This window comes from Ignavibacteriales bacterium, assembly GCA_015709675.1.
In the GTDB taxonomy this organism is placed as follows: Bacteria; Bacteroidota; Ignavibacteria; order Ignavibacteriales; family Ignavibacteriaceae; genus H2-BAC3.
In genome coordinates this window covers 184,245-209,402 of sequence record CP054182.1, presented here as the reverse complement: position 1 = coordinate 209,402, position 25,158 = coordinate 184,245, and the positions used below count along the sequence as shown (strand labels likewise).

Below are 25,158 nucleotides of genomic sequence, written 5' to 3'. Positions count from 1 at the left end.
CCTTTTGGGCGTGTTTACTTCTTTGCACGGGTTTTTGAGAAAGGGATTGAAAAAGTCAAAAAAATCCCAAAGCGATGACACTAGATTGTGGTATCCGGAAAATAATTTCACCCGTTCCGGGTTTGGGTAAATTGTAAATCGTTTTTCTATAATAATATCACCCGTTCCGGGTTGGGATTAATTAGGCGCTGTGTTTCTACCAATATGCATCTACCAACCTGCGACTCCTCCGGAGTTGGGGTGGGTTGTGAGGGAATTAAAATTTCTACACTTCAGAAAGGTATTTTGCATACCACTCTTTTTTCAAGCGTTCGACTTCCTTGCGCTGGTTTTTGAGGTAGTGATCACCGTTCTCAAGGATGACGGTCCGGTGTGTGATGCCCTGATTGGTCAGCAGTTCTGCCATCTGATAGGTCTGTCTTACGGGTACGGTTTCATCAGCCCCGCCGTGAATGATTAGGTATTTTACATCCTTCGGATATCGTTCGGGGAAGTTAACTGCAGTGCGTTTTGCAAGCTCGGCTTCAAAATCACCATTGGGTACAAGCGCATAATAGTGTTCTTTGAAACTCGGGACTCGGTCTGAGTATTCTTTCAGATTACTGATAGCCCCGACCAGTACTGCACATTTGAAGTCATGATCGCGGTGCAGCGTAAGCCAGGTCATCATGCCGCCGCGGCTCCATCCTTCGATGCCCCAGCGGGTGGTATCTGCAAAGGGGAGTTCTTCGGCAGCTTTTTTTAGATTGATAATGTCGTTTACATCTGCCCCGCCAAACTCTTCTTCCCCTTCTCCCTTAATGCTTCCGCGGTAGAATGATGCAAGTACAACATATCCCCAGCGCGCCATTTCACCGTACATACCTTTCGCGGTAAAGCGGTCAATCGCGCCGCGGCTTTTAGCACCGCCACGGTTCCAGAGGATACAGGGGAGCTTTGTTCCTTCCGGTATATATTTCGGATAAGCCAGATATCCCTTTACTTTATATCCGTCAGAGAGATATACGATGCTTTCTACAATGGTATTGCTCAGGGTTTCTTCAGACCAGCCGGAAACCAGCATTTTTTGCAGATGTGCAGGCAGATGAATTTCTTCCCGTTCGAGTATTGTCATGGTATGTTAATCAGAAAAAGATAATGCTTATTGCGTGGGAAATCAGTCCGGCTACAATGGCGGAGGTTAATGTATAAACCAGAATCATAAAGGAACTCTTAAAGCGTCCCTGTTTTACCAGCAAAATGGGCCCAAAGCCGGCTCCGGCGCTCAGTCCCGCTATCGCCGCGCTGAAGGAGAGCCCTGCCTGTATATATCCTGTAGCAATAGCGATTGATGCGGCACAATTGGGAATCAGGCCGAATACCGCAGTGACGGGAATCTCAATCAGGGGATATTTTGTAAGAGCGGTAAACGGTCCTCCCGGTCCGGCAAACTCGAGAATCAGCGCAATGATAACAGTCGCGCCGAAAACCCATCCGGTAATTTCAAGAGTTCTTGAAACGGAGTGTTTAATCATCTTCATGGTTTCGGAGCCTGATTTCTCCATGCCGATATGCACCAGGTCCTTGCGTCCCTCTTCAACGGGAGGTCCGTCATACAGTTTGCTTTTTATAAAATAGTCAATGGTATATCCGGCCGCGATTCCGAGAAGCACTTTGATTCCAACGATATATAATATAGTATGCCACTGCCCGCCGCTAGCCATCATTACCGGAATTGCTTCGTCTGATGTTGAAAGATAGCTCGCGACCAATGCTCCGGCAGTTATCTTTCTGCTGAGGTAGAGTGATGTGAAAAAGACTGACATGCCGCACTGGGGAATCAGCCCGAAGAGTGTGGCTGCTATAACGCCGTATTTACCTGAAACCCGCAGGAAGGTAAGCAGATCAAGCGCTTTTTTGTGCCAGAAATATTCCATAAGGAAATAGACAGCAAAAAGCACCGGTACTACGGGGAGGGTATCAAAAAATGCATGTTCAATGACATGCAGCAATTGTTCTGTCAAAAAAATCTTCCGCTTTTAGAGATTAACTTCATTAGATGCATATCACCGCAGTTTGATTCTCATCTGCGTGAGAGTCTCTCTGCAATGCGTGCAAAAGCTTCATCTCTGCGCATTCCAGCGAGTTCCTGACCGTTAAGAGGGACACCGGCAGCGTAATTCTTAAACCAGCCGGTTACTTCTTCTGCCGAGACAGTTTTTTCCGGATAGAACTGATGATCTTCTTCATCAATAATTACTCCCTGAAGAGCAAGTTTTTGAATTACCTTAAAGTGAGGATTGGCAGGATACAGATCTTTATAGGGGAAAAGCGGTGCGCCTGCATCAAGGAGAATATCCTGAACTTCTTCCGCGGCAACCGCAGAGGCTGATATATTCTTTTTAATTGCAACCGCTGCAAGTACGCCTGCTGCCTGTCCTGTCTGCATCACGCAGGGCTGAAGCCGTGTGCAGCCGTTGACGATATGCGTTACGGAAATGCTTTTTTCTGAAGCGATGACTCCTTCATATCCTTCGGGGATGAGAGTTCCCATCGGAATCTGAAACGGCGCGTTATCGGGAAAGTTTTCAGATATACGCTCATCTTCCGGACCAACAAAAAACTTGCTGTGATGATGATCGAGGAAATAATCACCAATCGCTATGGAATCCTTTTGCAGGGGCGGGCGGTATGAACCGCTTACAGGAATAACATCTTCCTCCTTCATAAGGCGGAGTCCTTTTATCCTTCTGCTTTCACGCACATAGGGGATGAAAGGGAGATGGTCTTCTGTCGGGAATTCATCAGTTGCAAGGCCCCACTCAGGATGACCGAGCCGGGTTTGTATATAATGTATATAGTCAAGCGTCAGGCGTTTTGCCTGTTCGTAGTGCCATTTGCGGTTTGGCAGATTCTCGTATAAATCAATAGTCGTGGGATAATCATTTGAACGGAATGGCCAGTTCAGCAGATATTTATCATTGGGAAGAGCCGCGTAGGTGATAAAGCTTTCAAATGAATGCAGTTTGTGCCCAAGTATCTTTTCGTCGGTGGTATCGCAGTGAACATCAGTTGAGTTGATAAACCGCTCTGGATCATAGTCAGCAGACGGCGCAATGGCAGGTGCAGTTCCGTCATACTTTTTAAGAATGGCGCAAAAAGTTACATCCTGTACCTCGCCGTCCCATTTGTCACATGCATCGGTTTCTCCGGTGTCGGACTTTGCATCACGTCCCAGGCGATAGGGTATATCAGCGAGTTTAAGCAGATCGCCGAATTCAGTTGCTTCAATGGTAATCTGCGCGTTAACCTGAACCACTGATCCGTCTTTTCTTTTTATCTGCGCGCCGGTTACACGTTTTCCGCTGAGGAGAGGTTTAACCAATGATGATTCAAACCAGATATCAAGTGATTTTTCGCGTGAAGCAATCTGGTGAAGGAACTCCATTCCCTTCTTCGGTTCAAAACAGGTGAGACTGATCCATCCGGTGAAGGTTTTATCTGCACCGCCGTAATAGTCTTCTATCATGGAACGGAGTTCTGCAAAGATACCGCCTCCGACAGCATATTTATTTCCATCGAATGCAGATACTCCTGCGGAAGTAACCATACCGCCAAGCCAGGGGGTTTCTTCTATTAATAAGGTTTTAATGCCAAGGCGTGCTGCCTGAATAGCTGCCGATGCTCCGCCGCAGCCTCCGCCGATAACCAGAAGCTGATAGTTATAGATATCCATAAATGTTTATTTACCTGTAGCCGATATATTTTGAAAGGAAATCAGAGACCACCCATTTGCTTCCGTCCTGATCAATTGCAACCGAGAGAGCTGAAGCCGAAGGCATGCCTGAATTTTCCCGTATATACTGCCTCCACCTGCTTCCTTCGCGGAACATCAGTCCTGCATCAGCGGTAGTAACCCATGGGTTGTTGTATTTATCAAACTGAATGCCTGTTACAATTGATCCCCTGAATCCTGAGTTGAACTGTGTGAAATTTGTTAAAAAGCCGTTAGTGATGCGGGAGAGTCCTCCTCCTCCGCTGAAGTTGCCGCTTGCAATCCATATAGAACCGTTCTTGTCAGCAGTGATATGCCTGATAAAATTACTGACCAGTCCCTTGTTATAATTATTAAAGGTTTCAAATGTCGTTCCGTCAAATTTATAGACCCCCTCGCCCCATGTTCCGGCCCAGATATTTCCTTCGGTATCAGAAAAAAGAGCTGTCACATTGTCCGAGGGAACGGCGGAATTAAAGGTATTATATATACGGAAAACAACGCCGTCAAAAACCACAAGTCCGCCGTTGTCACTGCCGAACCAGATTCTTCCCCGTTTATCGGAGGTAACGGCAGTAATATAATTCGAAGGAAGCCCGGAGTTTGCAGCATTATATACTGTCCAGATGCTGCCGTCAAAGCGGACCAGTCCGGCATCGGTTGCAATCCAGAGTACGCCTCCGGTTTTGTGCATATCGTTAATCGTATTAGAGGGGAGCGGAGAATTGGTTCTGGTGTAATTTGTCCATGAAGCATTATCGAAGATAACCAGCCCGAAAGAAGTAGCGCTGAGGTGCTTAACCCCGGCGGAATCAATCATTACTTTGTTAAATGAATTAGTCGGGATGGGGTGAGATTCCTTGCGGAAAATCTGCCACCAGTAAGCCGGATCCTCACGCATTTCAACTGAAATGGTATCCCTGACCCCCCGTTTAATCAGATAGTAATACGTGGTATCAAGGTAAGTGTTGAGTTTCAGATCAATGCGGTAAAAGCCCGGCTCAAGTTCAGAGAGATCGCCGGGGGAGGTTTTGCCGGACTGCCTGTTATTGATGACAATTGTGGCATTTGGCGGCTGTGTGGCAACGGAAAGAGTGCTTTTTACCAGTCCGGGGAGTACGGGCGGACCCTCTTCCTCACAGGAAACAAATATGAGGGAGAGAAACATGATAATACTAAGGCCAAATAACCGCTTCAAAGGAGTCTGAAATTAATAGAAAATAAGGTCAAATATAATGATTTGGCGCCAATATGGGGGCGGATTTCGTAACAGCCCCGGGCTGTGGGGAGGCGGAATACACGGATTTGTCAAATTGCCGGGGCGGAAGCCGCGGAATTTTTCTCAGAGATTCCGCAGCGCGATCATGAGCGGACGTTTGATTACTGTTAAGACTCCGCTGATAATTTGTTATCTCATCCGGATTCAGGATAATCTTTGTATTTTTACCGGCAGGAAAATGTATCAGAAGCAAAGCAGATGCATCCCCTGGAAGCACAGCCTCGAAGAAAGAATTGGTTTCAGGCTGTAAGACATGTTGTATTGGTATGAAGGGAATGTCAGATTTCTTGTTGACCCGGTTATTTTGATCAGGTCACAATAATAATTGAATGGAGCGGAAAATGAAAAACAGAATTTTATCAAAGAGCAGAGTATATGCTTTGATTATTCTTATTGCAGGGTTAAATCTGAGCTGCGGGGAGAGTGATTATGATCTTACGAACTATGTTAATACTTTGTCTCCGGGGGAAGAATATTCGTTTATAAGTTTAGAACTGGGCAGAAACATCTATTTTCAGCTCGGGGAGGTTGAGATTACCTTCCTTCAGGTTCAACAGCATACGAACCAGAATAGCGGAGTCATGCTTATTATCACATACCCGAACATTCCTGCCAGATATGTTGAACTTAACACGACTACCGGAAATTTATCCTATCAGCTTGAAAACGGGAAACTTATTAAAATATATTTATATGCGCTGATACAGAAAGACGGAGTATATACCGCAAAGCTGCAATACAGGGAGTTTTCCCGCATGTAAATATTTAACGGCAAACATGGGTTTTGCGGGGCTTGCACGTCATGTTTCTACCAACCTGAGAACCCTCCGGGTTCAGACTCAGCAGTCAATTGCCGATCTGTGATTCCTCCGGAATCAGTGAGGGCGGGAGCGGTATATCATGTTTCTGCCGATTTGTGAACCCTCCGGTTTCAGACTCAGCAGTCAATTGCCGATCTGTGATTCCTCCGGAATCAGGAATTGCTGGATATATCATGTTTCTACCAACCTGTGAACCCTCCGGGTTCATTTAAGAGGGCTGAAGCAAGCCAGCCCTCTTAAATGTTGTATGAGAAATTATTATTTACATTCGTTTGAAACAACAGTTCCGTCTATTATAACGGTGCATGCCTTGCTGGTATATTCAAACGGGTCTCCGTTAAAAAGAACGATATCTGCCTGTCTGCCTTTGGTGATGGATCCAACTTTTTTATCAATGCCAAGAATCCTGGCTGCGCCGATGGTTATGGATTCAAGAGCCGCTTCCATTCCAAGTCCGTTTGCTGCTGCCATTGCTGCTTCAAAAAGAATGATGCGGGTTTTAGGCACATACCCTTCGTAACCGCTTTGAATGGCAAAAGAGATTCCTTCTTTTTTCAGCAGAGATGCTGTTTCAAGAGATGCGTTTTTGAGGTCTCCGTAACTGCGGGCCATGGGAGCGTGCAGGATGACAGGAACTCCGGCTTTTTTGATCTCATTCAAAACTACTGATGCTTCGGCTGCACCATCCAGAGTGATTTTAATGCCAAACTCCTCAGCCAGACGGAGAGCAGCCAGAATCTCAACGGATGTGTTTGCGGTGATAAGTGCGCCTATCTCACCGCGGAGTACTGAGGCCATGGTCTCCATTTTCAGGTCGCGCGGCGCATCATCTTTCTTTTTCAGGTAATCCTGCGCGCGGATAAATTCCTGCCTCAGCATTGAGATCCCTTTTGCCCGTGTGCCGGGTTTCTTATATATATACGAAACTGATGAGCCGAGCGTGAACGCAACATAGCTTGCTGAATCCATGATATTGGCTGTCTGATCGGGGGACCAGGTCTTGGCGATCATCATCTGTCCGGAAGCAAGCGCTCCGGGGGCATGTCCGGTATTGATGGTGGTTACACCGAACTGCCGGGCATAGGCGAGCAGTTCTTCCTGCGGATTGAATGCATCGAATGCACGGAGTTCCGGCTGAAACGGGTCGGATTTTTCAAGCTGGTCCTGGTCATGCGGCTGATTATAGAGACCGCTGAGCCCCATAACGGTGCGGGCGTCAATCAGTCCGGGAGTTACAACTTTATTCTCATAGACGGTATATCCTGCGGGGATGGTGATTTCAGATGCTGGGCCGATTGCCTCAATCAAACCGTTTTTGATGAGAATAACACCGTTGGCAACAGGCTTGCCGTCCATGGTATATATTATACCGCCTTTTACGGCAATCTGAGCCATTGAAAGAGAGGAGCAGAGAATCAGAAGGGTTACAATCAGATTTTTCATTTTCATTATCTCTCTTCCTCATGGACATGATCATAAAAGAGGTCTTTGTAAACTCGGTAGCCGCCTGTAGCGTATTTATAGTCATCAGGTCTGGAGCGGTCAAACACCACTTCACCGGAAACGATGGTTTGCTCAACCTTGGTATATACACTGAAAGGTTCGCCGGAGAGGATGACAAAATCCGCGTCCTTTCCGGTTTTGAGTGATCCTATCCGGTTCTCAAGCCCGAGCATTCTTGCACCGGCAAGTGTGAGTGATTCAAGAGCCTTATCGAATGACATACCGCCTCTTACTCCCAGAGCAGCACTGCGGAGGAAATGGCGTGAATCGGTTATATAATCATCCGTATGGTACGCCACATCCACACCTGCTTTTTCAAGAAGCGCTCCGTTTTCGAAAGCGAGGTTAACCGTTTCCATCTTTCCTCCCGGGGAGTCTATCATAATGATAGAGCAGGGGATTCCGGCTTTTGCGATTTCCTCAGCCACAACCCATCCTTCTGTAACATGATGCAGCACCACCTTAAACCCGAATTCTTTCTGCAGCCGGATAACCGAGAGAATATCATCATTACGGTGGGTATGGTGATGGACGATTTTCTTTCCTTCCAGAACCTGCACCAGTGATTCCATTTCAAGATCACGCTTTGGCATTTTCTCGGGATTGCCTCCGGCAGCATCCACTTTCTTTTTGTATTCCTGTGCTTTCACAAACAACTGGCGGACAATGGAGGCAGATTTTCCGCGGGTTCCGGGGAACGGTGCACCGCGCAGGGAATTGGTACCATTAGCCATTTTAATGCCGCCGCAGATACCGGTCATGGGGTCATCGCAATAGAGCATATCCTGCAGTTTGCCGGTGCGGGTCAGTTTGAGATAAACGGTCTGACCGCTAAGGAGATGGCCTGAGCCGGGCATCACGTTTACGGTTGTAATTCCGCCTGACCTTGCCCTCATAAAAGTATCGCTCCGTGGATCAATGCTGTCCAGAATACGTACGTCCGGGTGAGTAGGTGATGATGCGTCTCCTCCGTCACCATTGCCGATGTGGGAATGGGTATCAACCAGTCCCGGGATGATAACCCTTCCCTCAACATCAATAACTTCTGCATCCGAAGGGATGGAAACTGATTCAGCGGAACCAACCGCAGTAATTATTCCCCCTTTGGACAGAATCACGCCATTCTCAATGACGTTTCCTTCCACGGTGTATATCCGTGCTCCTTTCCAGGCGGTTACCTTTTGCTGGGGCAGTGCCTGTGAGATAAGCAGCAGGAATGCCAAAAACAGAAAAAAAAGTTGCTTCATGGAATCCGTATTATTTACTTAAAAGAAAGGTGAATAATGAACAACGGAAAAAAACCGCTGTGATTTAAAGACGGAAAATAATAAAACTACGTTGTTATTTGTGAAAATCGGACTAAATTTAGGGTGCTAAATATTCCCCGTTTTTGTGTGTTCCGGGAATATTTTCTGTCCTTTGAAATTGAATCATTTTCATATTTAATAAAAGAGTAGAACGATGAGAAAATCCGCTTTCGTGTCACAATTCTTTCTTGGATTTCTTTTACTGACCTCTTTTGCCCTGTCGCAAACGATGATACTTGAACCTCCCAGAGGGTTCAATTCGGGGAGCAACACCCCTGTAATTAAAGTATTCTACGGGACAAACAGTCAGATGGTTCTTAAATGGACTAAGAACCTTTCTGGTACATCCAACAGATTCCGGGTGGGGTCATCTCCGGGTAATTATGGTCTGGGTTCCGTTAATGTATTGGGAACCACAGGTACAATAGTTCCGGGGGGAAGCCCGCTTAACCTTCCGGTCGGAAGATATTATGGCCTTATAACCAATTCAACACAGACCACCCTCGCCGGCATTCAGGCAAATTTCAACAGCAATCCGGGCACCATTGATTATTCCAATGAAGTGCAGTTTGTTATTGAAACAGCACTTGCCCCCACGCCAAGCGCGCCTAAAGGAACAATAACCAATGCCACACCGAATTTCCAGTGGAATGCTCTCCCCGGTGTATCTGCATACTGGATTATTGTTTCAAGCACACCTTTTGTGGTAAGAACTGATTCACTCGGAAACCCGAGTGTGCAGGGTGCAAACATTGTCTGGGACTTTATAACAACCAGCAACTCCGCGCAATATGGCACTATAAGTCCCCATACTCCATTTACGCAGTCAGCCATACCTCTTATATCAGGAACCACGTATTATTATACAATCCTGAATATGTATGATCAGACCAATATTGCATACGCAAGTACTGCCTTTGGCGGTATTACCACTTTTACGTATCAGTCATCTTCCTCACTTGCTGTGCCCAATCTGGTTGCCCCGGCTGCTAATACAACATTCTTTGCGTCTCCTACCATCAGATTCCAGTGGGATGTTGTGCCGAATGCAAACAGCTACACCGTATATCTTTTTAACCGTGTAACGCAGTTTGCGGGAAGCAACCAGGAGATAGACCTTCCGTTATGGAATGGAACTACGACCAATAACGTTCTGGATTTCCCCGCGCGGCTTAATCTGATTAAAGGAAAGTATGTATGGTTTGTTGTTCCAAATTCAATAACCGGTGCAGGAAGCGCCAGTCTGAGCCGGGTTTTCCAATATGAGGTGCCTACTTCAAAATACAGGGTGCGGGCTACTTCATCGCTTGATAATACGGCGTTAACGAACTTCGAATTCCAGATCGCATCAACCACTTCAGGATATACGCCATCAGTTCCGTATGTGGTATCGAATAGTTCATCATTCTCGGATTCAATACCGCATGATACCTATCGCTTCACTGCAAGGAAGCAGGGATTTCTGGATACGACAGTCACTGTTTCACTCAGTCAGACAACACAGACGGAAATTAATTTTATCATGAGGCCTCTCCCCTCGATTGTATCAGGAAGTGTCCGTGATCAGTCGAATGCATCAGTAGGGGCTGCCTCCGTCCGGTTTACCAATAATCTTACCGGCGCCGTTACCAGCGGAAGCACCACATCCGGCGGATCGTTCAGTCTGAACCTTCCAAAGGGCTCTTATAGTGTGGTCGCCTCAAAGGCAGGATATATATCCAACACAGCCGTTCAGGTGAATGTTGATACCGGTCAGATTGTTTTATCCACTCCTATTGTTATCAGGCTTGATGCTGCTGCTTTCTCAGGCAAAGTTGTTAATGATGAGAATGCACCGGTGCAGCTTGCAATCGTTAAGGCAACAAAGGGAACGGAAGTTCAGACGACAACCACAAACAGCGCGGGCGATTATGCGTTTAATATATCTTCCGGTTCATGGACTGTTGAGGTTACGAAAACCGGTTTTGTTAGTCCGGCGCCGAGAACTCTTTCCCTGACCACAGGCGGTAATTTACTGAACCAGAATTTTGTACTGGTACCCCGTGCAAATCAGGTTACGGGATTTGTTTATCAGGTAACCGGCTCTACCGGGCAGGTTCCGGTCAGCGGTATTACCGTTACGGCCACACCGGTATCCGGCCAGACTATTACCGCGATAACCGGAAACAACGGACAATATACACTCAGTCTGAAAAATGGTTCATATACCATCAGCACCTCACAGAGCGGATTTACTCCGAGCAATGCTGTCCAGCTTACTCTGAGTGTTGCACAGACGGTTTCAGGAGTTGATTTTACTCTTACACCAAACCCGAGTTCAATCTCTGGTAATGTTTCTGCATTAGGCGGAGGCGCTTTAGCCGGTGCAACCGTATCAGTGCAGGGGGTTGCCACAACGACAACACTCTCAACCGGTACCTATACACTCAGTCTTCCGGCCGGAACTCATTCTGTTACGGTCACCCGATCAGGATATGTAACTCCTCAGTCTGTTTCCGTGACGGTAAATCCAGGTCAGTCACTTTCCGGAATTAACTTTCAGATGTCAGCCAATGCAGGCGTGATGTCGGGCCGTGTATCCAGTGCAGGACAGCCTCTGCCAGGCGCTTCGGTAACCGCGACTAACGGTGTTTCAACTTTTACCGTTGTTACCAATGCAAACGGTGACTATTCATTCAGTCTAGCGCCAGGCACATGGAGAAAGTTTGCTTTCCGGCAGGGATTCATTACTTCCGTAACTGATACAACAGTTATTGGCCCGGGACAAACCAGTTCCAATAATAATTTTAATCTTGTTCAGAATACAGCAATTGTCCGAGGAACAGTCCGTTCTAACAACCTGCCTCTTTCAGGAGTAACGGTACGTCTGGTTGATAATGCGAACGCAAATAATAATTTCAGTACGGTAACCAGCATTACGGGTGAATATGCACTTACTGTTGAGGCAGGCAAGGCATATACTCAGACCTTCAGTGCTACCGGATACGCAACAGTATCACAGACAACAGCAACTCTTACAGCGGGCAGTTCAACCACGCTTAACGGAACAATGAATGCTGTACCATCTTCAGTAGCAGGACAGGTAAGAGTGGCAGGACAGGCGCTCAGCGGCGTAACCATGCAGCTGGTTAACCCATCCACCGGTGCTGTTATTGAGCAGATTACCACGAACCTCAACGGACAATATACCGTGGGTGCTGCTGCCGGAAGTTACAGACTCCGTGCATTCAGGGCCGGGTATACACTTGACAGTCTTGCCATCACTCTGGCACTTGGCCAGTCATTAACGAATATCAATTTTAATCTTAACGAAAATTTTGCGCTGGTAACCGGTATTGTCAGAAGCAATGCGGCAGTACCGCTCAGCGGTGTTGTGGTTAATCTGACCGGCACTGCAGGAGGTGCAACCGCCACAACCGGATCTGACGGAAGTTATACGCTGCAGAGAGTTCTCGGAGGAGTATATACACTTTCCTTCAGACTTCCCGGATATGCGGATTCAGTGCTCAGTTCATTTACTCTGAATGACGGTCAGTCCAGAGTAGTCAATTCAACACTCTTTGCACTTGCCGGAAAGATCAGCGGTACAGTAACCCTTGCAGGCGGAGGCGCAGTATCGGGTGCTACGGTTACCGCGGTAAATGCTGCCGGAGCGGCGCTTTCAGCAGTGAGCAGCGCGAGCGGTGCATATGAAATAACTGGTCTTGCAACGGGTGCTTATTCTGTAACAGCATCAAGAAGCGGTTACCGGTCATCACAGAGTATTAACGTAACTCTTACGACAACCGCACTCAACGGAACGGCAAACATAAATGATATGGCGCTGAATAACTCAGTTATCAGCGGTGCAGTTCGCGATCCTGCCGGCAACGGTATCCTTAATGCGGTTGTGGCAGTGAGCGGTTCAGGCGGTTCAGGCAATGCTGTTACCAATGCTGCGGGTGAATTCACCGTTTCCGGACTGGCTCCGGGCACCTATTCCCTAACGGCAAGCGCCGCGGGATACGCCACATCAACCCAGAGTGTGAATGTTACCACAACAGCTAATCTGTTTATTCCGCTTACGCCGAACACAGTCCGCGTAACAGGAACAGTGCTGAATCAGAATGGCCTGGCTCTCGGATTTAATGCCGATGTAAGGCTTACTGCATCTGATGCGGTATATACAACCACGGCAAACTCACAGGGAGCATTTGAGTTCCCGGCAGTGAGTTCCGGAAGAAACTATCGTTTATATACTGAAATTTTCCGTGAAGGCCACGCGAATGATTCAGTGAATCTGAACATCGCCGCCGGAGCAACCAGTGTGCCGGTACAGTCGCTTGTCATCCGCGTGAGCACATCGGTTGTTTCCGGTAATGCCGGTACCGATGCGGCTGCCATCACGCTGGTTAATAACACTACGGGTGAAACAAGATCAATCCTTTCATCCAGCACGGGTGACTACCGGATGGAATATCTTACCTCGGGAAGTTACACCATATCGGTTGTTAAAACCGGATTTACCTTCAGCCCTGCAACGCAGAACTTTGCTCTTGACGGAAGCAACAGCCAGTCAATTAATTTCACTGCGACAGTTAACTCCGGTACCGTAAATGTATCCGCGAGAACCAATACCTCGGCTCCGCTGGAAAATGTATCGGTAACCTTAGTAAGCAACGACGGAACAAGAGTTTTCAGCGGCGCAACTTCAACAACCGGAGAACTCCGTTTTCAGGATATTCCATCAGGAGGATATATACTGCGCGCATCACTGAGCGGTTATAGCTCCGTCCCAGCTGAAAAGGCGGTAACGGTTGCAAGCGGAGGCAGCATAAGTGAAAGCTTTGTTCTGACACGCAATACCTCATCAATCGCCGGTGTTATCAGAAGTGTGTCAGGTTCGAGCACAACAGCTCTCGGACAGGCTCAGATAACAATCCGTAATACAGCCACCGGACAGCTGATTTCAGCTGAATCAAATGCCAACGGAGCATATACTATCAGCAATGTCCCTCCGGGTGAAGCCGTTATCACGGCATCAAAGACCGGATACGTTACCGCAACTGAAACGGTAACCATTGCAGCCGGAGCTTCGTTGAATAATAAGAACTATGACCTTGTAAAAGCATCAGCAGTTGTAACCGGCCGCGTGCTTTTTGGCGGTGCCGGTGTGGCAAATATCACTGTTAATGCCACCTCATCAAATACGTTTACAACAGTGACCAATGCCAGCGGTAATTTCACCATTGATAACCTGCCGGTCTCATCGGGTGCTACTGATACCACAACATATATCGTAACCATTTCCGGCGCGGGACTGGTTGCCCAGAGCAAGATCATCAGATTTACCGCATCACAGATCGGCACATCAGTCTCAGCAGGCAATTTCATTCTGCCGAGCGGACAAATTACCTTTAACGTGACGGATGGTATTACTGCTCTGCCGAACGTTAAGATTACTCTGATTAAACCGGACGGTTCAGAGAATCAGAATGTTACCTCGAATACCGGCCGTTATGCATCTTCAGACCGTCTGCCGGCAGGAAACTACCGGTTTGCATTTGAGCTTGAAGGATATATGGTGCCGGATGAAAGCGAGTTTGTAATTACTCTTGCTTCTGACACCACGAAGGTCACCAGAAACATTGGCTTCAGATATAAACATGTACCTGTTACGCGCGTGCTCTCTGACAGCGCGACACGCATTGCGGTAAATGTGAGTGATAATATCACTACCTTAACCGGCACAGTGTTTTACAGGAATGAAAATCAGAGTGAGTTCAGCCAGCTGAATATGTCACTCAGCAATAAAGTACTGAGTGCATCTATACCTGCTCAGAACTCTCTTGAACCATTGCACTATTATATAAGGGTGCGCAATAATGCCACCGGTGTGGTATTCGGCACAGAGGAGTATGTAGTAACTCCTCTTGCATCAGGAGTGCTTACTCAGGCAACTCTTGAGCCGTCATTAGATAACATCATTCTGAGAAAGGATGATGAATACGAGCTCCATCTTAATCTTCGTGACGGTACCAATAAATCGCTCACTTCTGAGTTTACCGGAGCAAATCCGGCGGGCAGAATCAGATGGGAAAGCAGCGCTGAAAGCGGACTGGTTTTCTCATTCCCTGATCCGAATGACTCAACCAGAGTACTGATTAAACCCACGAAGAACGGAAGTTTTATTCTTTCTGCAACTGCTCTCTTTAAGGGATCATCAGTCAGAGTAAATCAGTCTCTGCAGAGTATTGATATACCGCTGAGTGAAATTAAAGTATCATCAGGAACAAATAAACTTGCAAACACGTCAGCAGGACTTCAGTTTGCATTCACCGGCCTTGATACCCTGCAGCGCAGCGTTTATCTCGGAAGCAGTCTGCAATGGTCGCTTACTCCTGCCGCAGCCGGTACCATCAGCAATTCCGGATTCTTCAAGCCGGCTGACTCAACCTTCATCGGTAACGTAACGGTTACTGCTGAAGATAAGAGCGGCGGCAAAAAAGGAAGCGCTGATCTGAGTGTATACGCACAGCTTCTTCCAACGTCAGTTGTTACACTGACCAACAAAGAAGGACTCACGCTGAATATACAATCAGGTTCAGTTCCGGGACCGGTTAATGTTACCATTAATAAGCCCGCATTCGGACCGGGAAAGAAGAACTATAATCCCGTCGGTAAGGCAGCATCTTATGTGGTTTCTGACCGTCAGTATGCCATCAGTTATGAAGCTGACTTTGCGCTCAAGGGGGATTCGCTCCTGAAAAACGCAACGCTTAAGCTGCCGGTTGATAAATCACTTGATTTCTTTGACGGCGGTATTGTGATGGGCTTCTACGATGTTAACACAAATGAGTGGAGCATCCTGAGCGCGTCACTTGCAAAAGGAGGAGAAGGTGAAGAACTTTCTGCCGCTAATGATCTTTCATTCGGCTCATTCAGAAGATTCGGCGAGTATTCAATGCTTACGGAAAATCAGCCGCTTGGATTGAAATATATTGCCGTGATGCCGAGTCCTTTTTCACCGGAAGTATCACCGGCCATGATCGGTTATTTCCTGAATTCGGCTAAACCGCCCGCAAGCGTAACCATCCGCATCTTCAATATGCGCGGTGAACTGGTACGCACGCTTCTGCAGGATGATCTGCAGTTCCCCGGACGCTACGGCAGTTCCGCAGGAATTAAACAGATTACCTGGGACGGCAAGACCGACGATGGTCTGATGGCAAGAAACGGAAGATATATCATCCAGATTATTGCCAAGGACGGTTCAGGCGAAGTGAAAGAACTGGAAAGTATTGTTCTCGTAAAGTAAATTGAAAGCCGCGGCTCCGGAGTATATATGCCGGAGCCGGGAATTAACCATAAAGTTTATTATCGAACAGGAAATAATCATGAAAGCGAAACTGTTACAGATACTAACGGCAGTACTGCTGCTGACTGCCGGCATGAGGGCTCAGGAGCTTGCCTCGGTTGCGGGAGCATTTGTTGATGTCGGCTATGGCGCCCGTCCCATGGGGCTCGGAGGCGCTTATGTAGGACTTGCAAATGACGTTAACGCGGTTCTCTGGAATCCTGCGGGACTGACCAACATTGAGTCAAAAGAAGTAACCTTCTCATTCCACAATCAGTTTGGGCTGGTTAAGTACAATTATCTCGGTTATGCTATGCCCTATAACTCAGGGCTTGACGGACTCGGCCTCGCGTTTATTTACTCAGGTGATGAGGCAATGAATGAGATGACCGTGCAGGTTGGCTACGGCAGAAAAGTCTGGAAAGATCTGACCGTCGGAGGAAGTATTAAATACCGCCGCTCATCATTCGGGAATAATACTCTCGGAGGAGATGATTACCGGATATTTGAACCCGATGAAATCGCGCAGGCGCAGCTTAATCAGGTAAAAGGAGGAGCAAACGGATTCGGATTTGATATCGGAGTTCTTTTTAAGGTGAATGATAAAGTAAACATGGGTATCATGCTTAAGGATATCTATTCGCCGGTATTCTGGGATTCAAAAGTTGACAATCCGGCCGCTAAAGCGAAAGGAAGTTATTCTGAACTGGTTCCGTTTGAATCGGTCGTGGGAACCTCATTCAGGATATCCGATAATTTTATGTTTACCGCGGATTATCTTCCTTCACTTTCGAAAGATGTATATAACAAAATCCGGGGCGGCGCTGAAATTCGTCTGTTTAACTTCCTCTTCGTCCGCGCGGGAGTTCAGAACACCATCAACAATGTTGAGGATGAACGGATTGTTCTGGGAACCGGGCTGAAGTTCAAGATTTTCGGCGGAAGATTTGTGTTTGATTATACCAATGTTATTGAAAATCTGGCGAATACCAGCCGCCTGACTTTCGGATTAGAATTTTAAGGAACAGGAGCAGTCATGAAAAAGCTATATATTGTTCTTCTCGCGGTGCTTTTTTCAGCGCCGTATATATTACCCCAGAGCGATACTCCTGTTATGCGTTATTACTCAGGAGGCGAACTGAATTTTAACATGAACTTCAGTCTGAGTGCCATGGGAGGCGGTTATGGTTCCGGAACGCTGGGACGCGTGATATCGCCTCTTATAAGCACCGGTGCCGCGGCGGTATTTACCAATCCGGCTGAACTCGGACTGATGAATGAAAAAGCATTCGTCTTTTTTGATACGAAGTTCAGTCTGGATGCAAATCTTCTGGGTGTTGATTTTAAGAAGACCATGGATGCAAGTCTTAAAGAAACCACGGATGACTTCTTAAAGGACACAACAACATTCAAGTTCCCCGCGGGTGCATATAAGCAGTCAACCAAGACCAATTCATTTGAATTTGGCCAGCCGGGCGGCTTTGGCACTTTTGCCATTTCTCTCCCCGTGCATGAGAAAGTTGTGCTTGCTTTTGCTGTTAATTTCCCGGTTGATTTTTCGTTATCCTCGGTGCTTTCAGGAGTCAGAACAAAACTTGAATCCGTAAAGCAGGTTTCCGATCAGGAGGTACGTCTTGATATGCCACTGAATGTGACTATCACTTCGGATGTCTATTTCAGGGTAAACGCCATGACCATCGGCGTGGGCTCGCCCCTTCTGAACACTAAATTCGGACGGACACATTTTGGACTGGCGCTCACTCAGTATAATGTAACCAATTACATTAACTATAATATGCAGATTGACGGAATGATGGTTCTGAACAGAACTCAGGAATATCATTTTAACAATCCCAATGACCAGAATATTGATTTTGCATCAGGTCAGACAAATGAATTTGGTTACAAGATCAAAGCAAATTACGATGATACCAAGTGGGGAGTGAAGTTCGGTATTCTGCATCAGTTCGAGAATTTTAATATCTCTCTTGCTTATGATTATATACCGGAATTCGAAATGGCGGATAATAATGCATACGGGCAGAGCTATCAGCCAAAGTTTATGACCGGCCGTGTTCTTGGTGAAGGTGATGAAGCGCTGAATATCATTATTGATTCACTTGATCTGGCGCGTCCTAATCTGACTGCCAAGGCAGCCAACCCGTTCACCCAGAAGACACGGTTTCAGTTCCCTTCATCACTGACTATCGGTGCTGACTATAAGTGGGGAGATCATGCATTTGCGCTTAATATCGTTAAGTATCTGAATGAAATGTCTTACGAGTATGACCGTTATAAATTCGGCAAAGATGTTGACCTCGGAATAAAATTCGGCGCTAATATAAAGTTTGCTGATAAGGTTAAAGGATGGGGCTGGGCACTGATACCGACCCGTCTGCTTCTGTTCTTTGATGTGGATGGTCTCTTCTTCCAGACTTTTGGTAAGTGGTCAGGATACCGCGATCCGCATTACATCTTTGAAGCAGGGCTGATGTTCGGAGACGGCATTGCTATGGGATTTGCTGATCCGGCACAGAATAAGGATGTTAAGAGTCTTCTCGGTTCTCCGCTTCCGTCAGGAATTGGTCTGAGCCGTGAGTATACAATTTTTAATGATCTTCGCATCGGGGTGAAGGTTTTCACGATACCTGATTTCGCTCTGCGGTTCGGTATCGGCTATTCTATCTGACAGCCAGCTGATTAATAAAGCCGTGCCTTCTTTACCGGGGGTACGGCTTTTTGTTTTTGTTGTGTATATATCACATAAAGAGGGGTGCTGTTGATATGCCGCACCTACGGCGCTGGTGATGGAACGCTTTGTTGTATGTTACTGATATGCCGCACCTACGGTGCTGGTATGAAGCGCTTTGTTCTATGTTATTGATATGTCGCGCCTGCGGCGCTGTTTGTGGTTATATTTTATGTGTGACAGTAATGTATCGCAGCTATGCCGCAAAAATTATTACTAATTTCTAACTATTAATTACTAATTATATGATTGACAATAATATTTCTGCCGGACTGATTCAGATCAGCACGCCTGTTCTTTGTGTCTGCCGCGAGTTCAGGGGGGACTATATGAAATCATCAGAGTATGTTTCTGAGGTGGCAGAGTATCTTGACCAAAAAGGACTGCCTTACCTGGAAAAGCAGATTGTCGGCATATATTATGATAATCCTGCCGATACGCCGGAGCAGGATCTGCGAAGCTGGCAGGGTGTTCTGGTGGGTGAATATCTTGAGGTTGAGAAGCCATATTTTATATACCGCATAGAGGGGGAATATGTATCGGTAAAAAGCAAAGGTGACCCGGCGGAGATAATCGGGAGGGCGTATGAAACTCTTTTCCGCTATATCCATGAGAATGATATCCGCACGCAGTCCCGTGAAGGAATTCAGATTATGCGGATGACAGATAATCAGTTTGAAATTCAACTTCTGATGAAGGTGGCATGACCCGCTTCTCTCTCCCGCGCATTCTTATTACCGGGGAAGTGCATAAAAAAGAATCATCGCTTGGGGTGTTCAGCGGCATTAATTGTGAAGCGGTTTTTCTTCCGGTCATATCACTGAAGCAATATATTGATAAAGAAGCATTCAGCAAAGCATATGACGCTCACGCGGATTATATCATCTTTACATCAGCCTTCGGTGTGAGCTCCTATTTTGATTACTGCAGGGAGCAGAATCTTACACCGGTTCTTTTAAAACAGAAAGTAATAGCGGTTGGTGAAAAAACAGCGCACGCACTTCATGAGCAGGGTGTAAGAGATGCTGTTTTTCCGGAAGAAGGAACTGCAGCTTCTATTCTCAGACTACTTGGAGAAGGAGGGATAAAAGGCTGCTCATTTCTGATGCCCCGTTCTGAAATCGGCAGAGAGGAATTGCTTACGGGTCTTCCGGAAAAGGGTGGAACGGTTTTTCCGGTAACTGTTTATAGCAATAAACTTCCCGAAAGGGAGACGGTAAAAGAGGTGATTGAGGCTCTGAGACATCAGAAACCGGACTGGATAGTGTTTCAAAGCCCGTCCGGAGTAAGTAATTTTATTTCCCTCATGGAGATTGAGCAGGATAAGCAGTATTTTAGCGGCATAAAAATTGCAGTTATTGGCAGGACTACCGGCGCATTCCTCATTTCACAGGGTATAAGCTATGATTTTTGTCCGGAAAAGCCCTCTTTGGAAGAGATTGCGGCAGGAATAGCGGCCAGTGAGGGTATCTAAATCTATCCTGATCGCAAGAAAAAGTATTGAAATTTTCAACAGTTAGAACTTTGGAGACAGTTTGATAAAAAATGACCTATTTCTCAGAGCATGCAGAAAAGAGAAAACAGAAAGAACCCCGATATGGATCATGCGCCAGGCGGGGCGGTATCTCCCGGAATACAGAGCAGTAAGAGCTAAAACAGATTTTCTTACACTCTGCAAAACCCCTGAACTGGCGACAGAAGTCACGGTTCAGCCGGTGGATTTAATCGGAGTAGATGCCGCGATAATCTTTTCTGATATACTGGTTATTCCCGAGGCGATGGGGATGTATCTAGAACTTGAAGAAAAGAAAGGTCCCGTTTTCCCTGAGCCAATAGCTCATGAAGGAGATCTGAAGCGTCTGAAGATACCTGATCCGCTTAAGGATCTGAAATATGTGATGGATGCAGTTTCCATGACAAAACGCACTCTTGACAACCGTGTGCCGCTTATCGGCTTTGCCGGCAGCCCCTGGACTCTTCTTACGTATATGGTTGAAGGCAAGGGTTCCAAAAATTTCGCGCTGATTAAAGGCCTTATATATAATAACCCTGCCCTTGCGCACAAGCTGCTTGATATGATTGCTGAGTCTGTTATACTCTATCTGCAGGCGAAGATGGATGCCGGGGCTGATGCAATTCAGATTTTTGATACCTGGGGCGGTAATCTTGGCTACCATGATTATATGGAGTTCTCCCTGCCGTATATAGAGAAAATAATCGACGGCATTAAGCATAAAGACAAGCCGGTCATTGTTTTCGGAAAGGGAGTGCATTATGCTCTGAAAGAAATTTCAAAGAGCGGAGCAGACGTGGTGGGGCTTGACTGGACGATTGATATCGGAAGAACCAGAGAAAAGATCGGGAAACGTGTTGCTCTTCAGGGCAATCTTGATCCTACAATACTTTACGGTTCATTCGATAAGATTAAACAGGAAACTGTCCGTGTGCTTGAATCATACGGAACGGGAAGCGGACATATCTTTAACCTGGGGCATGGCATACTTCCGGATATTGATCCGGAAAAAGCAAAGGCACTGGTTAAATATGTTAAAGAAGAAAGTGTCAGATTCCACTCAGAGGAAAAGAAGTCTGACAAGAAGCAACACAGGAAGAAGCACTAAGTTACTATGTATAAAGTAGATCTCTCAAAATTTAAGAAATACGACCGTCCGGGGCCAAGATATACCAGTTATCCCACGGCTCCTCACTTTACCGAGGAGTTCACCGCTGATAACTATATGGATGAAATCACCAGAACCAATTATGGAGAAAATCTTCCTGATCTTTCACTGTACTATCACCTCCCGTTCTGCGATACACTCTGCTATTTTTGCGGCTGCAATATGGTTATCACCCGCAACCGTACCCGTGTGGCAGAGTATGTTGATTATGTAAAGAAAGAAATTGATCTGCTGCGCAGCTATATACTCCCTGACCGGAAAGTCGCTCAGCTTCACTGGGGAGGAGGAACCCCTACGCATCTGAATCCGGATGAAATTAATGATCTGGCTTCTTATATACGCACCTCGTTCCTGTTTCATGATACTTCAGAGAACTCCTGTGAGATAGACCCGAGAGGACTGACCCGCGCGCATCTTGAAGCGCTCCGCACCAACGGATTTAACCGCATCAGCATGGGGGTGCAGGATTTTAATGAAAAAGTGCAGAAAGCGGTTAACCGCATTCAGCCGGAAGATATGACCCGGCAGACCATTGAGTGGATAAGGGAACTTGGTTTTAGTTCCATTAATCTTGATTTGATTTACGGACTTCCGTTCCAGACACTAGAATCATTTGAGAGCACGGTTGACAAGATTATTGAAATTAATCCGGACCGTATAGCCGTATTTAACTACGCTCATGTGCCCTGGATGAAAAAACATATGGCGCTGATCAGGGAAGAAGACCTTCCGAAGCCTGAAGAGAAACTTGCCATCCTGAAGATGACGATTGAAAAACTGACTGATAACGGCTATGATTTTATCGGGATGGATCATTTCGCCAAACCGGATGATGAACTCTCGGTTGCGCTGAGAGAAAAGAAACTCTACCGCAACTTCCAGGGATACAGCACCAATGCAGGAGCTGATCTTTACGCTATGGGCATTACCGCGATAAGCCAGCTGCAGAATATATATACTCAGAACTATAAAACCGAAAAGGAGTATTACAAAGCACTGGATGAAGAGCGTCTGCCGGTTACCAAGGGTTATAAAATGACCGAAGACGATCATATCCGCCGGCATGTAATTATGCGGCTGATGTGTGACTTTGAACTGGATATGGAAAAAACCAGCAAGCTCTTCTCAATCAATTTCCGTGAGTATTTCAAAAACGGTCTGACCGGTTTAACTGAAATGATTGAAGATGAACTTGTAGCCATTGAAGGAGAAAAGATAACCGTTTCGGAATCAGGCAAACTGCTTATCCGCAATATTGCCATGAATTTTGACGGCTATATCGAAGCGAAAAAAGACAGCGGAAAATACTCCCGCACGGTTTAGGAAATCATTCACTTTGCAAAAAGGTGGTTCAGGTGAGCCGCCTTTTTTTTTGAGTTTGATACGCTATTGTGCTAAAGTATTGTAAAACAAGGACCCTGCTTTTTGGATGTCATGAAACAAGGTTCGTTTTTGAGCTAAAATCACATTTTATGCTGGCAAATTATCTTAGCAGTATAAGTGAATTGTCAGTAACGGGGGAAAGCACATTATAAATTGTACATCGTACATTGTTCATTCTTATGATTACCGCAGATTGCGCAAATGAAGGGGGATTAGTTCAAATGTAGTTTGAATAACCGGGGCAGTATAATTTTTTAGTTCATCCTCAGCCGGTTTATTATATTCACCATTCAAATTTCTTTCCCATGAAACTAAGGTAAGGAGCTGTGTGTGGTCCGTTTGGTTTTGTTTCTTTTAGCCGGGGTTTTGGTATCAGCTTTTGCTCAGCAGAGTGACAGGGAGTACCAGTCGTATCTTGCTCATATAGCAGCAGCTAACAACTCACTCCGTCTTGACGAAGCTCCCGCTGCTGAGAAATGGCTTGAGGCCGCTCCGGAAAAATTCCGTAACTGGGAGTGGCACTTTCTTAAAAAACGAGCTGCTGGTCCTTCTGAAAGGATAACTGTTCAGGAGTTTGTTCCTTTAAAGACCAATTACTCACCTGACGGAAAATTTCTTGTATCAGGCAGCACAAAAGGGGATGTAGTGGTGCTGAACTCCTCAGACGGAACTGAAGTAAAAAGACTTACCGGACACAAGGCAGCGGTATATAATGCCAAATTCTCGCCTGACGGCAGACTGGTGGTAACCTGTTCAAGAGATACAACTATAAGAATCTGGGACTTTGCATCCGGTAAGGAACTGAGACGTATATATACATCCGGGCACGGACTTGCAGATATTGATATACACCCCGATGGAAAGATGATACTTTTCGGGTCATGGTACCTGAAGGAAGGTGGAGTGAAAGGCATTCTGTCGTTGTGGGATATCGAAGGCAAAAATCTCTGGACTACTGAGTATGATGTTAAGCCGGTTGTTTCTGTAAAGTTCAGCCCTGACGGAAATCTATTTGCTGCCGGGACCTGGAACTGGGTAGTTCCGGTGTGGAGCACGGAGACCAGAGAGCTGAAAAGCACATTTGATTTTAATGATGTGCCGGTATATTCCGCGATAGATGATATTTCCTTCAGCCCTGACGGGAAAACCATTGCTGCCGCAACAAAAAACGGGACTCCGCGTGTATGGAGTCTTGAAACCGGAAAGCTGCTTTATGAACTGCGAGGACACCGCAAGGGAGTGTTCAGTATTGCCTACTCCCCTGACGGCAGGTTTATTTACACCGGCGGAGCGGATGCCGCGCTGTATATATGGGAAACCGGTAAAGGCACCATCGTGAATAAACTTTTCGGACACAGGGATAAAATCCAGTCAATCGGTTTTAGAAAAGACGGTTCAGCATTTGTTACCTCTGGTGCTGATACCGCTCTCAGAATATGGAAAGGAGAAGCCGGTCTTGAGTTCAGCGACAGAAGGTACAGACATAAAAGTATATATGCATTCGGACTTTCCCCTGACGGCGGGTATCTTGCCATGAGTGCATCAGACTCAGCGATTGCGCTCTGGAACGCGCAGAAGGGCACACCGCTGAGACTGATACCTGCCCTGCCCGATTTGCTTAACGATCTGAGTTTTCATCCGTCTGGCAGATATATAGCCGGCGGCAACTGGGGAAAGCAGATACGAATCTGGGATACTGAAAACGGAAGCATGGTGCGGGAGCTCAGCGGAATGAGCGGCGGAACCAGCAGTCTCTCCTTCAGCCGGTCGGGCAATTATCTCTCATCAGTTTCAACTGAGAAAGCAGTATTTCTCTGGAATGCTGAAAGCGGTGAATTGCTTTCCAGGGCATCGCTTCCCGCAAGGCCTTATGCGCTCTGCTTTGGACCGGATGATAAAAAAGTTATCTGTACCACAAGCGACGGCATGCTCAGAATGTTTTCCGTTCCCGGACTTGATTCTCTTTCGGTTGTTCCGCTGAATAATGGCATGAACCTAAAACTTCGTGTCAGTCCCGGCGGAAAATATATCGGTATCGCAGGCTCTGATAATAACGCAAGAATACTTGATTATACATCTGGTAATATCATCAGGGTACTGAAGGGACATTCGCAATACGTCTGGGATGTTGCGTTTCATCCTGACGGAAAACGGATTGCAACAGGAAGTGCGGATAATACCGTCAGAATATGGGATTTCACCTCAGGTGAAACCATTATGATACTCTCAGATTTTACCAATCCGGTTCATGGCCTTCAGTTTAGCCCGGACGGAAAAAAACTGTATGCGAATTCTTCAGGAAGTGAAATTATTGTTTACAGCTCGGATTGAGTGACTGCAGGAAG

The 25,158-nt window shown here is 46.4% G+C and carries 15 protein-coding genes; 9 read left to right on the top strand and 6 right to left on the bottom strand.

Annotation, left to right across the window (positions count from 1 at the left end):
* Positions 1-265 precede the first annotated feature (265 nt).
* Genes HRU80_00780 through HRU80_00765 form a run of 4 tightly spaced genes read right to left on the bottom strand, consistent with a single transcriptional unit; the run spans position 266 to position 4,952 of the window.
* A complete protein-coding gene (locus HRU80_00780; GenBank protein ID QOJ27475.1) occupies positions 266-1,114 on the bottom strand; it encodes a prolyl oligopeptidase family serine peptidase in 849 nt (282 codons plus the stop codon).
* Positions 1,115-1,124: 10 nt separating this feature from the next.
* Positions 1,125-2,003 (bottom strand): arsenic efflux protein, encoded by an 879-nt coding sequence (locus tag HRU80_00775; protein ID QOJ27474.1) that lies wholly within the window; start codon positions 2,001-2,003, stop codon positions 1,125-1,127.
* 59 nt (positions 2,004-2,062) lie between these two features.
* Positions 2,063-3,715: an FAD-dependent oxidoreductase gene (locus HRU80_00770; GenBank protein QOJ27473.1), complete on the bottom strand. Its 1,653-nt coding sequence runs from the start codon at positions 3,713-3,715 to the stop codon at positions 2,063-2,065.
* Between the two features lie 10 nt (positions 3,716-3,725).
* Positions 3,726-4,952: a PEGA domain-containing protein gene (locus HRU80_00765; protein QOJ27472.1), complete on the bottom strand. Its 1,227-nt coding sequence runs from the start codon at positions 4,950-4,952 to the stop codon at positions 3,726-3,728.
* A gap of 422 nt (positions 4,953-5,374) precedes the next feature.
* Between HRU80_00765 and HRU80_00760 the strand changes: the two genes are divergently transcribed.
* Positions 5,375-5,794 carry a hypothetical protein gene (locus HRU80_00760; protein ID QOJ27471.1) on the top strand — a complete coding sequence of 140 codons (420 nt, stop codon included), beginning with the start codon at positions 5,375-5,377 and terminating at the stop codon, positions 5,792-5,794.
* A 318-nt stretch (positions 5,795-6,112) separates the two neighbouring features.
* Here the strand turns inward: HRU80_00760 and HRU80_00755 are convergent, their stop codons facing one another.
* Together HRU80_00755 and HRU80_00750 are read right to left on the bottom strand one after the other, a co-directional pair.
* Positions 6,113-7,303 (bottom strand): amidohydrolase family protein, encoded by a 1,191-nt coding sequence (locus tag HRU80_00755; GenBank protein ID QOJ27470.1) that lies wholly within the window; start codon positions 7,301-7,303, stop codon positions 6,113-6,115.
* Positions 7,303-8,604, bottom strand: coding sequence for an amidohydrolase family protein (locus HRU80_00750; GenBank protein ID QOJ27469.1), 1,302 nt, complete (start codon positions 8,602-8,604; stop codon positions 7,303-7,305). The genes HRU80_00755 and HRU80_00750 overlap by 1 nt, the downstream gene beginning before the upstream one ends.
* A 370-nt stretch (positions 8,605-8,974) precedes the next feature.
* Here HRU80_00750 and HRU80_00745 point away from each other — a divergent pair, with 370 nt between their 5' ends.
* The 8 genes from HRU80_00745 (at position 8,975) to HRU80_00710 (ending at position 25,144) form a co-directional block, all read left to right on the top strand.
* Positions 8,975-15,961 (top strand): carboxypeptidase regulatory-like domain-containing protein, encoded by a 6,987-nt coding sequence (locus tag HRU80_00745; protein QOJ27468.1) that lies wholly within the window; start codon positions 8,975-8,977, stop codon positions 15,959-15,961.
* A 79-nt stretch (positions 15,962-16,040) separates the two neighbouring features.
* The gene (locus tag HRU80_00740; GenBank protein QOJ27467.1) at positions 16,041-17,021 is read left to right on the top strand and encodes a hypothetical protein; all 981 of its coding nucleotides are present in this window, start codon (positions 16,041-16,043) and stop codon (positions 17,019-17,021) included.
* Positions 17,022-17,036: 15 nt separating this feature from the next.
* On the top strand, positions 17,037-18,689 hold the full coding sequence (locus HRU80_00735; protein QOJ27466.1) for a hypothetical protein: 1,653 nt from the start codon (positions 17,037-17,039) through the stop codon (positions 18,687-18,689).
* 305 nt (positions 18,690-18,994) lie between these two features.
* The gene (locus tag HRU80_00730) at positions 18,995-19,456 is read left to right on the top strand and encodes a GyrI-like domain-containing protein (protein QOJ27465.1); all 462 of its coding nucleotides are present in this window, start codon (positions 18,995-18,997) and stop codon (positions 19,454-19,456) included.
* On the top strand, positions 19,453-20,223 hold the full coding sequence (locus HRU80_00725) for a uroporphyrinogen-III synthase (protein QOJ27464.1): 771 nt from the start codon (positions 19,453-19,455) through the stop codon (positions 20,221-20,223). The genes HRU80_00730 and HRU80_00725 overlap by 4 nt, the downstream gene beginning before the upstream one ends.
* 61 nt (positions 20,224-20,284) lie before the next feature.
* On the top strand, positions 20,285-21,370 hold the full coding sequence (locus HRU80_00720) for a uroporphyrinogen decarboxylase (protein QOJ27463.1): 1,086 nt from the start codon (positions 20,285-20,287) through the stop codon (positions 21,368-21,370).
* A 6-nt stretch (positions 21,371-21,376) separates the two neighbouring features.
* Positions 21,377-22,753 (top strand): oxygen-independent coproporphyrinogen III oxidase, encoded by a 1,377-nt coding sequence (gene hemN, locus HRU80_00715; GenBank protein ID QOJ27462.1) that lies wholly within the window; start codon positions 21,377-21,379, stop codon positions 22,751-22,753.
* A gap of 390 nt (positions 22,754-23,143) precedes the next feature.
* The gene (locus HRU80_00710) at positions 23,144-25,144 is read left to right on the top strand and encodes a PD40 domain-containing protein (protein ID QOJ27461.1); all 2,001 of its coding nucleotides are present in this window, start codon (positions 23,144-23,146) and stop codon (positions 25,142-25,144) included.
* Positions 25,145-25,158 lie beyond the last annotated feature (14 nt).

Coding starts and splice junctions, on each gene's coding strand:
- HRU80_00780 (QOJ27475.1), bottom strand. CDS start 1,114: ATGACAATACTCGAACGGGAAGAAATTCATCTGCCTGCACATCTGCAA.
- HRU80_00770 (QOJ27473.1), bottom strand. CDS start 3,715: ATGGATATCTATAACTATCAGCTTCTGGTTATCGGCGGAGGCTGCGGC.
- HRU80_00760 (QOJ27471.1), top strand. CDS start 5,375: ATGAAAAACAGAATTTTATCAAAGAGCAGAGTATATGCTTTGATTATT.
- HRU80_00755 (QOJ27470.1), bottom strand. CDS start 7,303: ATGAAAATGAAAAATCTGATTGTAACCCTTCTGATTCTCTGCTCCTCT.
- HRU80_00750 (QOJ27469.1), bottom strand. CDS start 8,604: ATGAAGCAACTTTTTTTTCTGTTTTTGGCATTCCTGCTGCTTATCTCA.
- HRU80_00745 (QOJ27468.1), top strand. CDS start 8,975: ATGGTTCTTAAATGGACTAAGAACCTTTCTGGTACATCCAACAGATTC.
- HRU80_00740 (QOJ27467.1), top strand. CDS start 16,041: ATGAAAGCGAAACTGTTACAGATACTAACGGCAGTACTGCTGCTGACT.
- HRU80_00735 (QOJ27466.1), top strand. CDS start 17,037: ATGAAAAAGCTATATATTGTTCTTCTCGCGGTGCTTTTTTCAGCGCCG.
- HRU80_00730 (QOJ27465.1), top strand. CDS start 18,995: ATGATTGACAATAATATTTCTGCCGGACTGATTCAGATCAGCACGCCT.
- HRU80_00725 (QOJ27464.1), top strand. CDS start 19,453: ATGACCCGCTTCTCTCTCCCGCGCATTCTTATTACCGGGGAAGTGCAT.
- hemN (QOJ27462.1), top strand. CDS start 21,377: ATGTATAAAGTAGATCTCTCAAAATTTAAGAAATACGACCGTCCGGGG.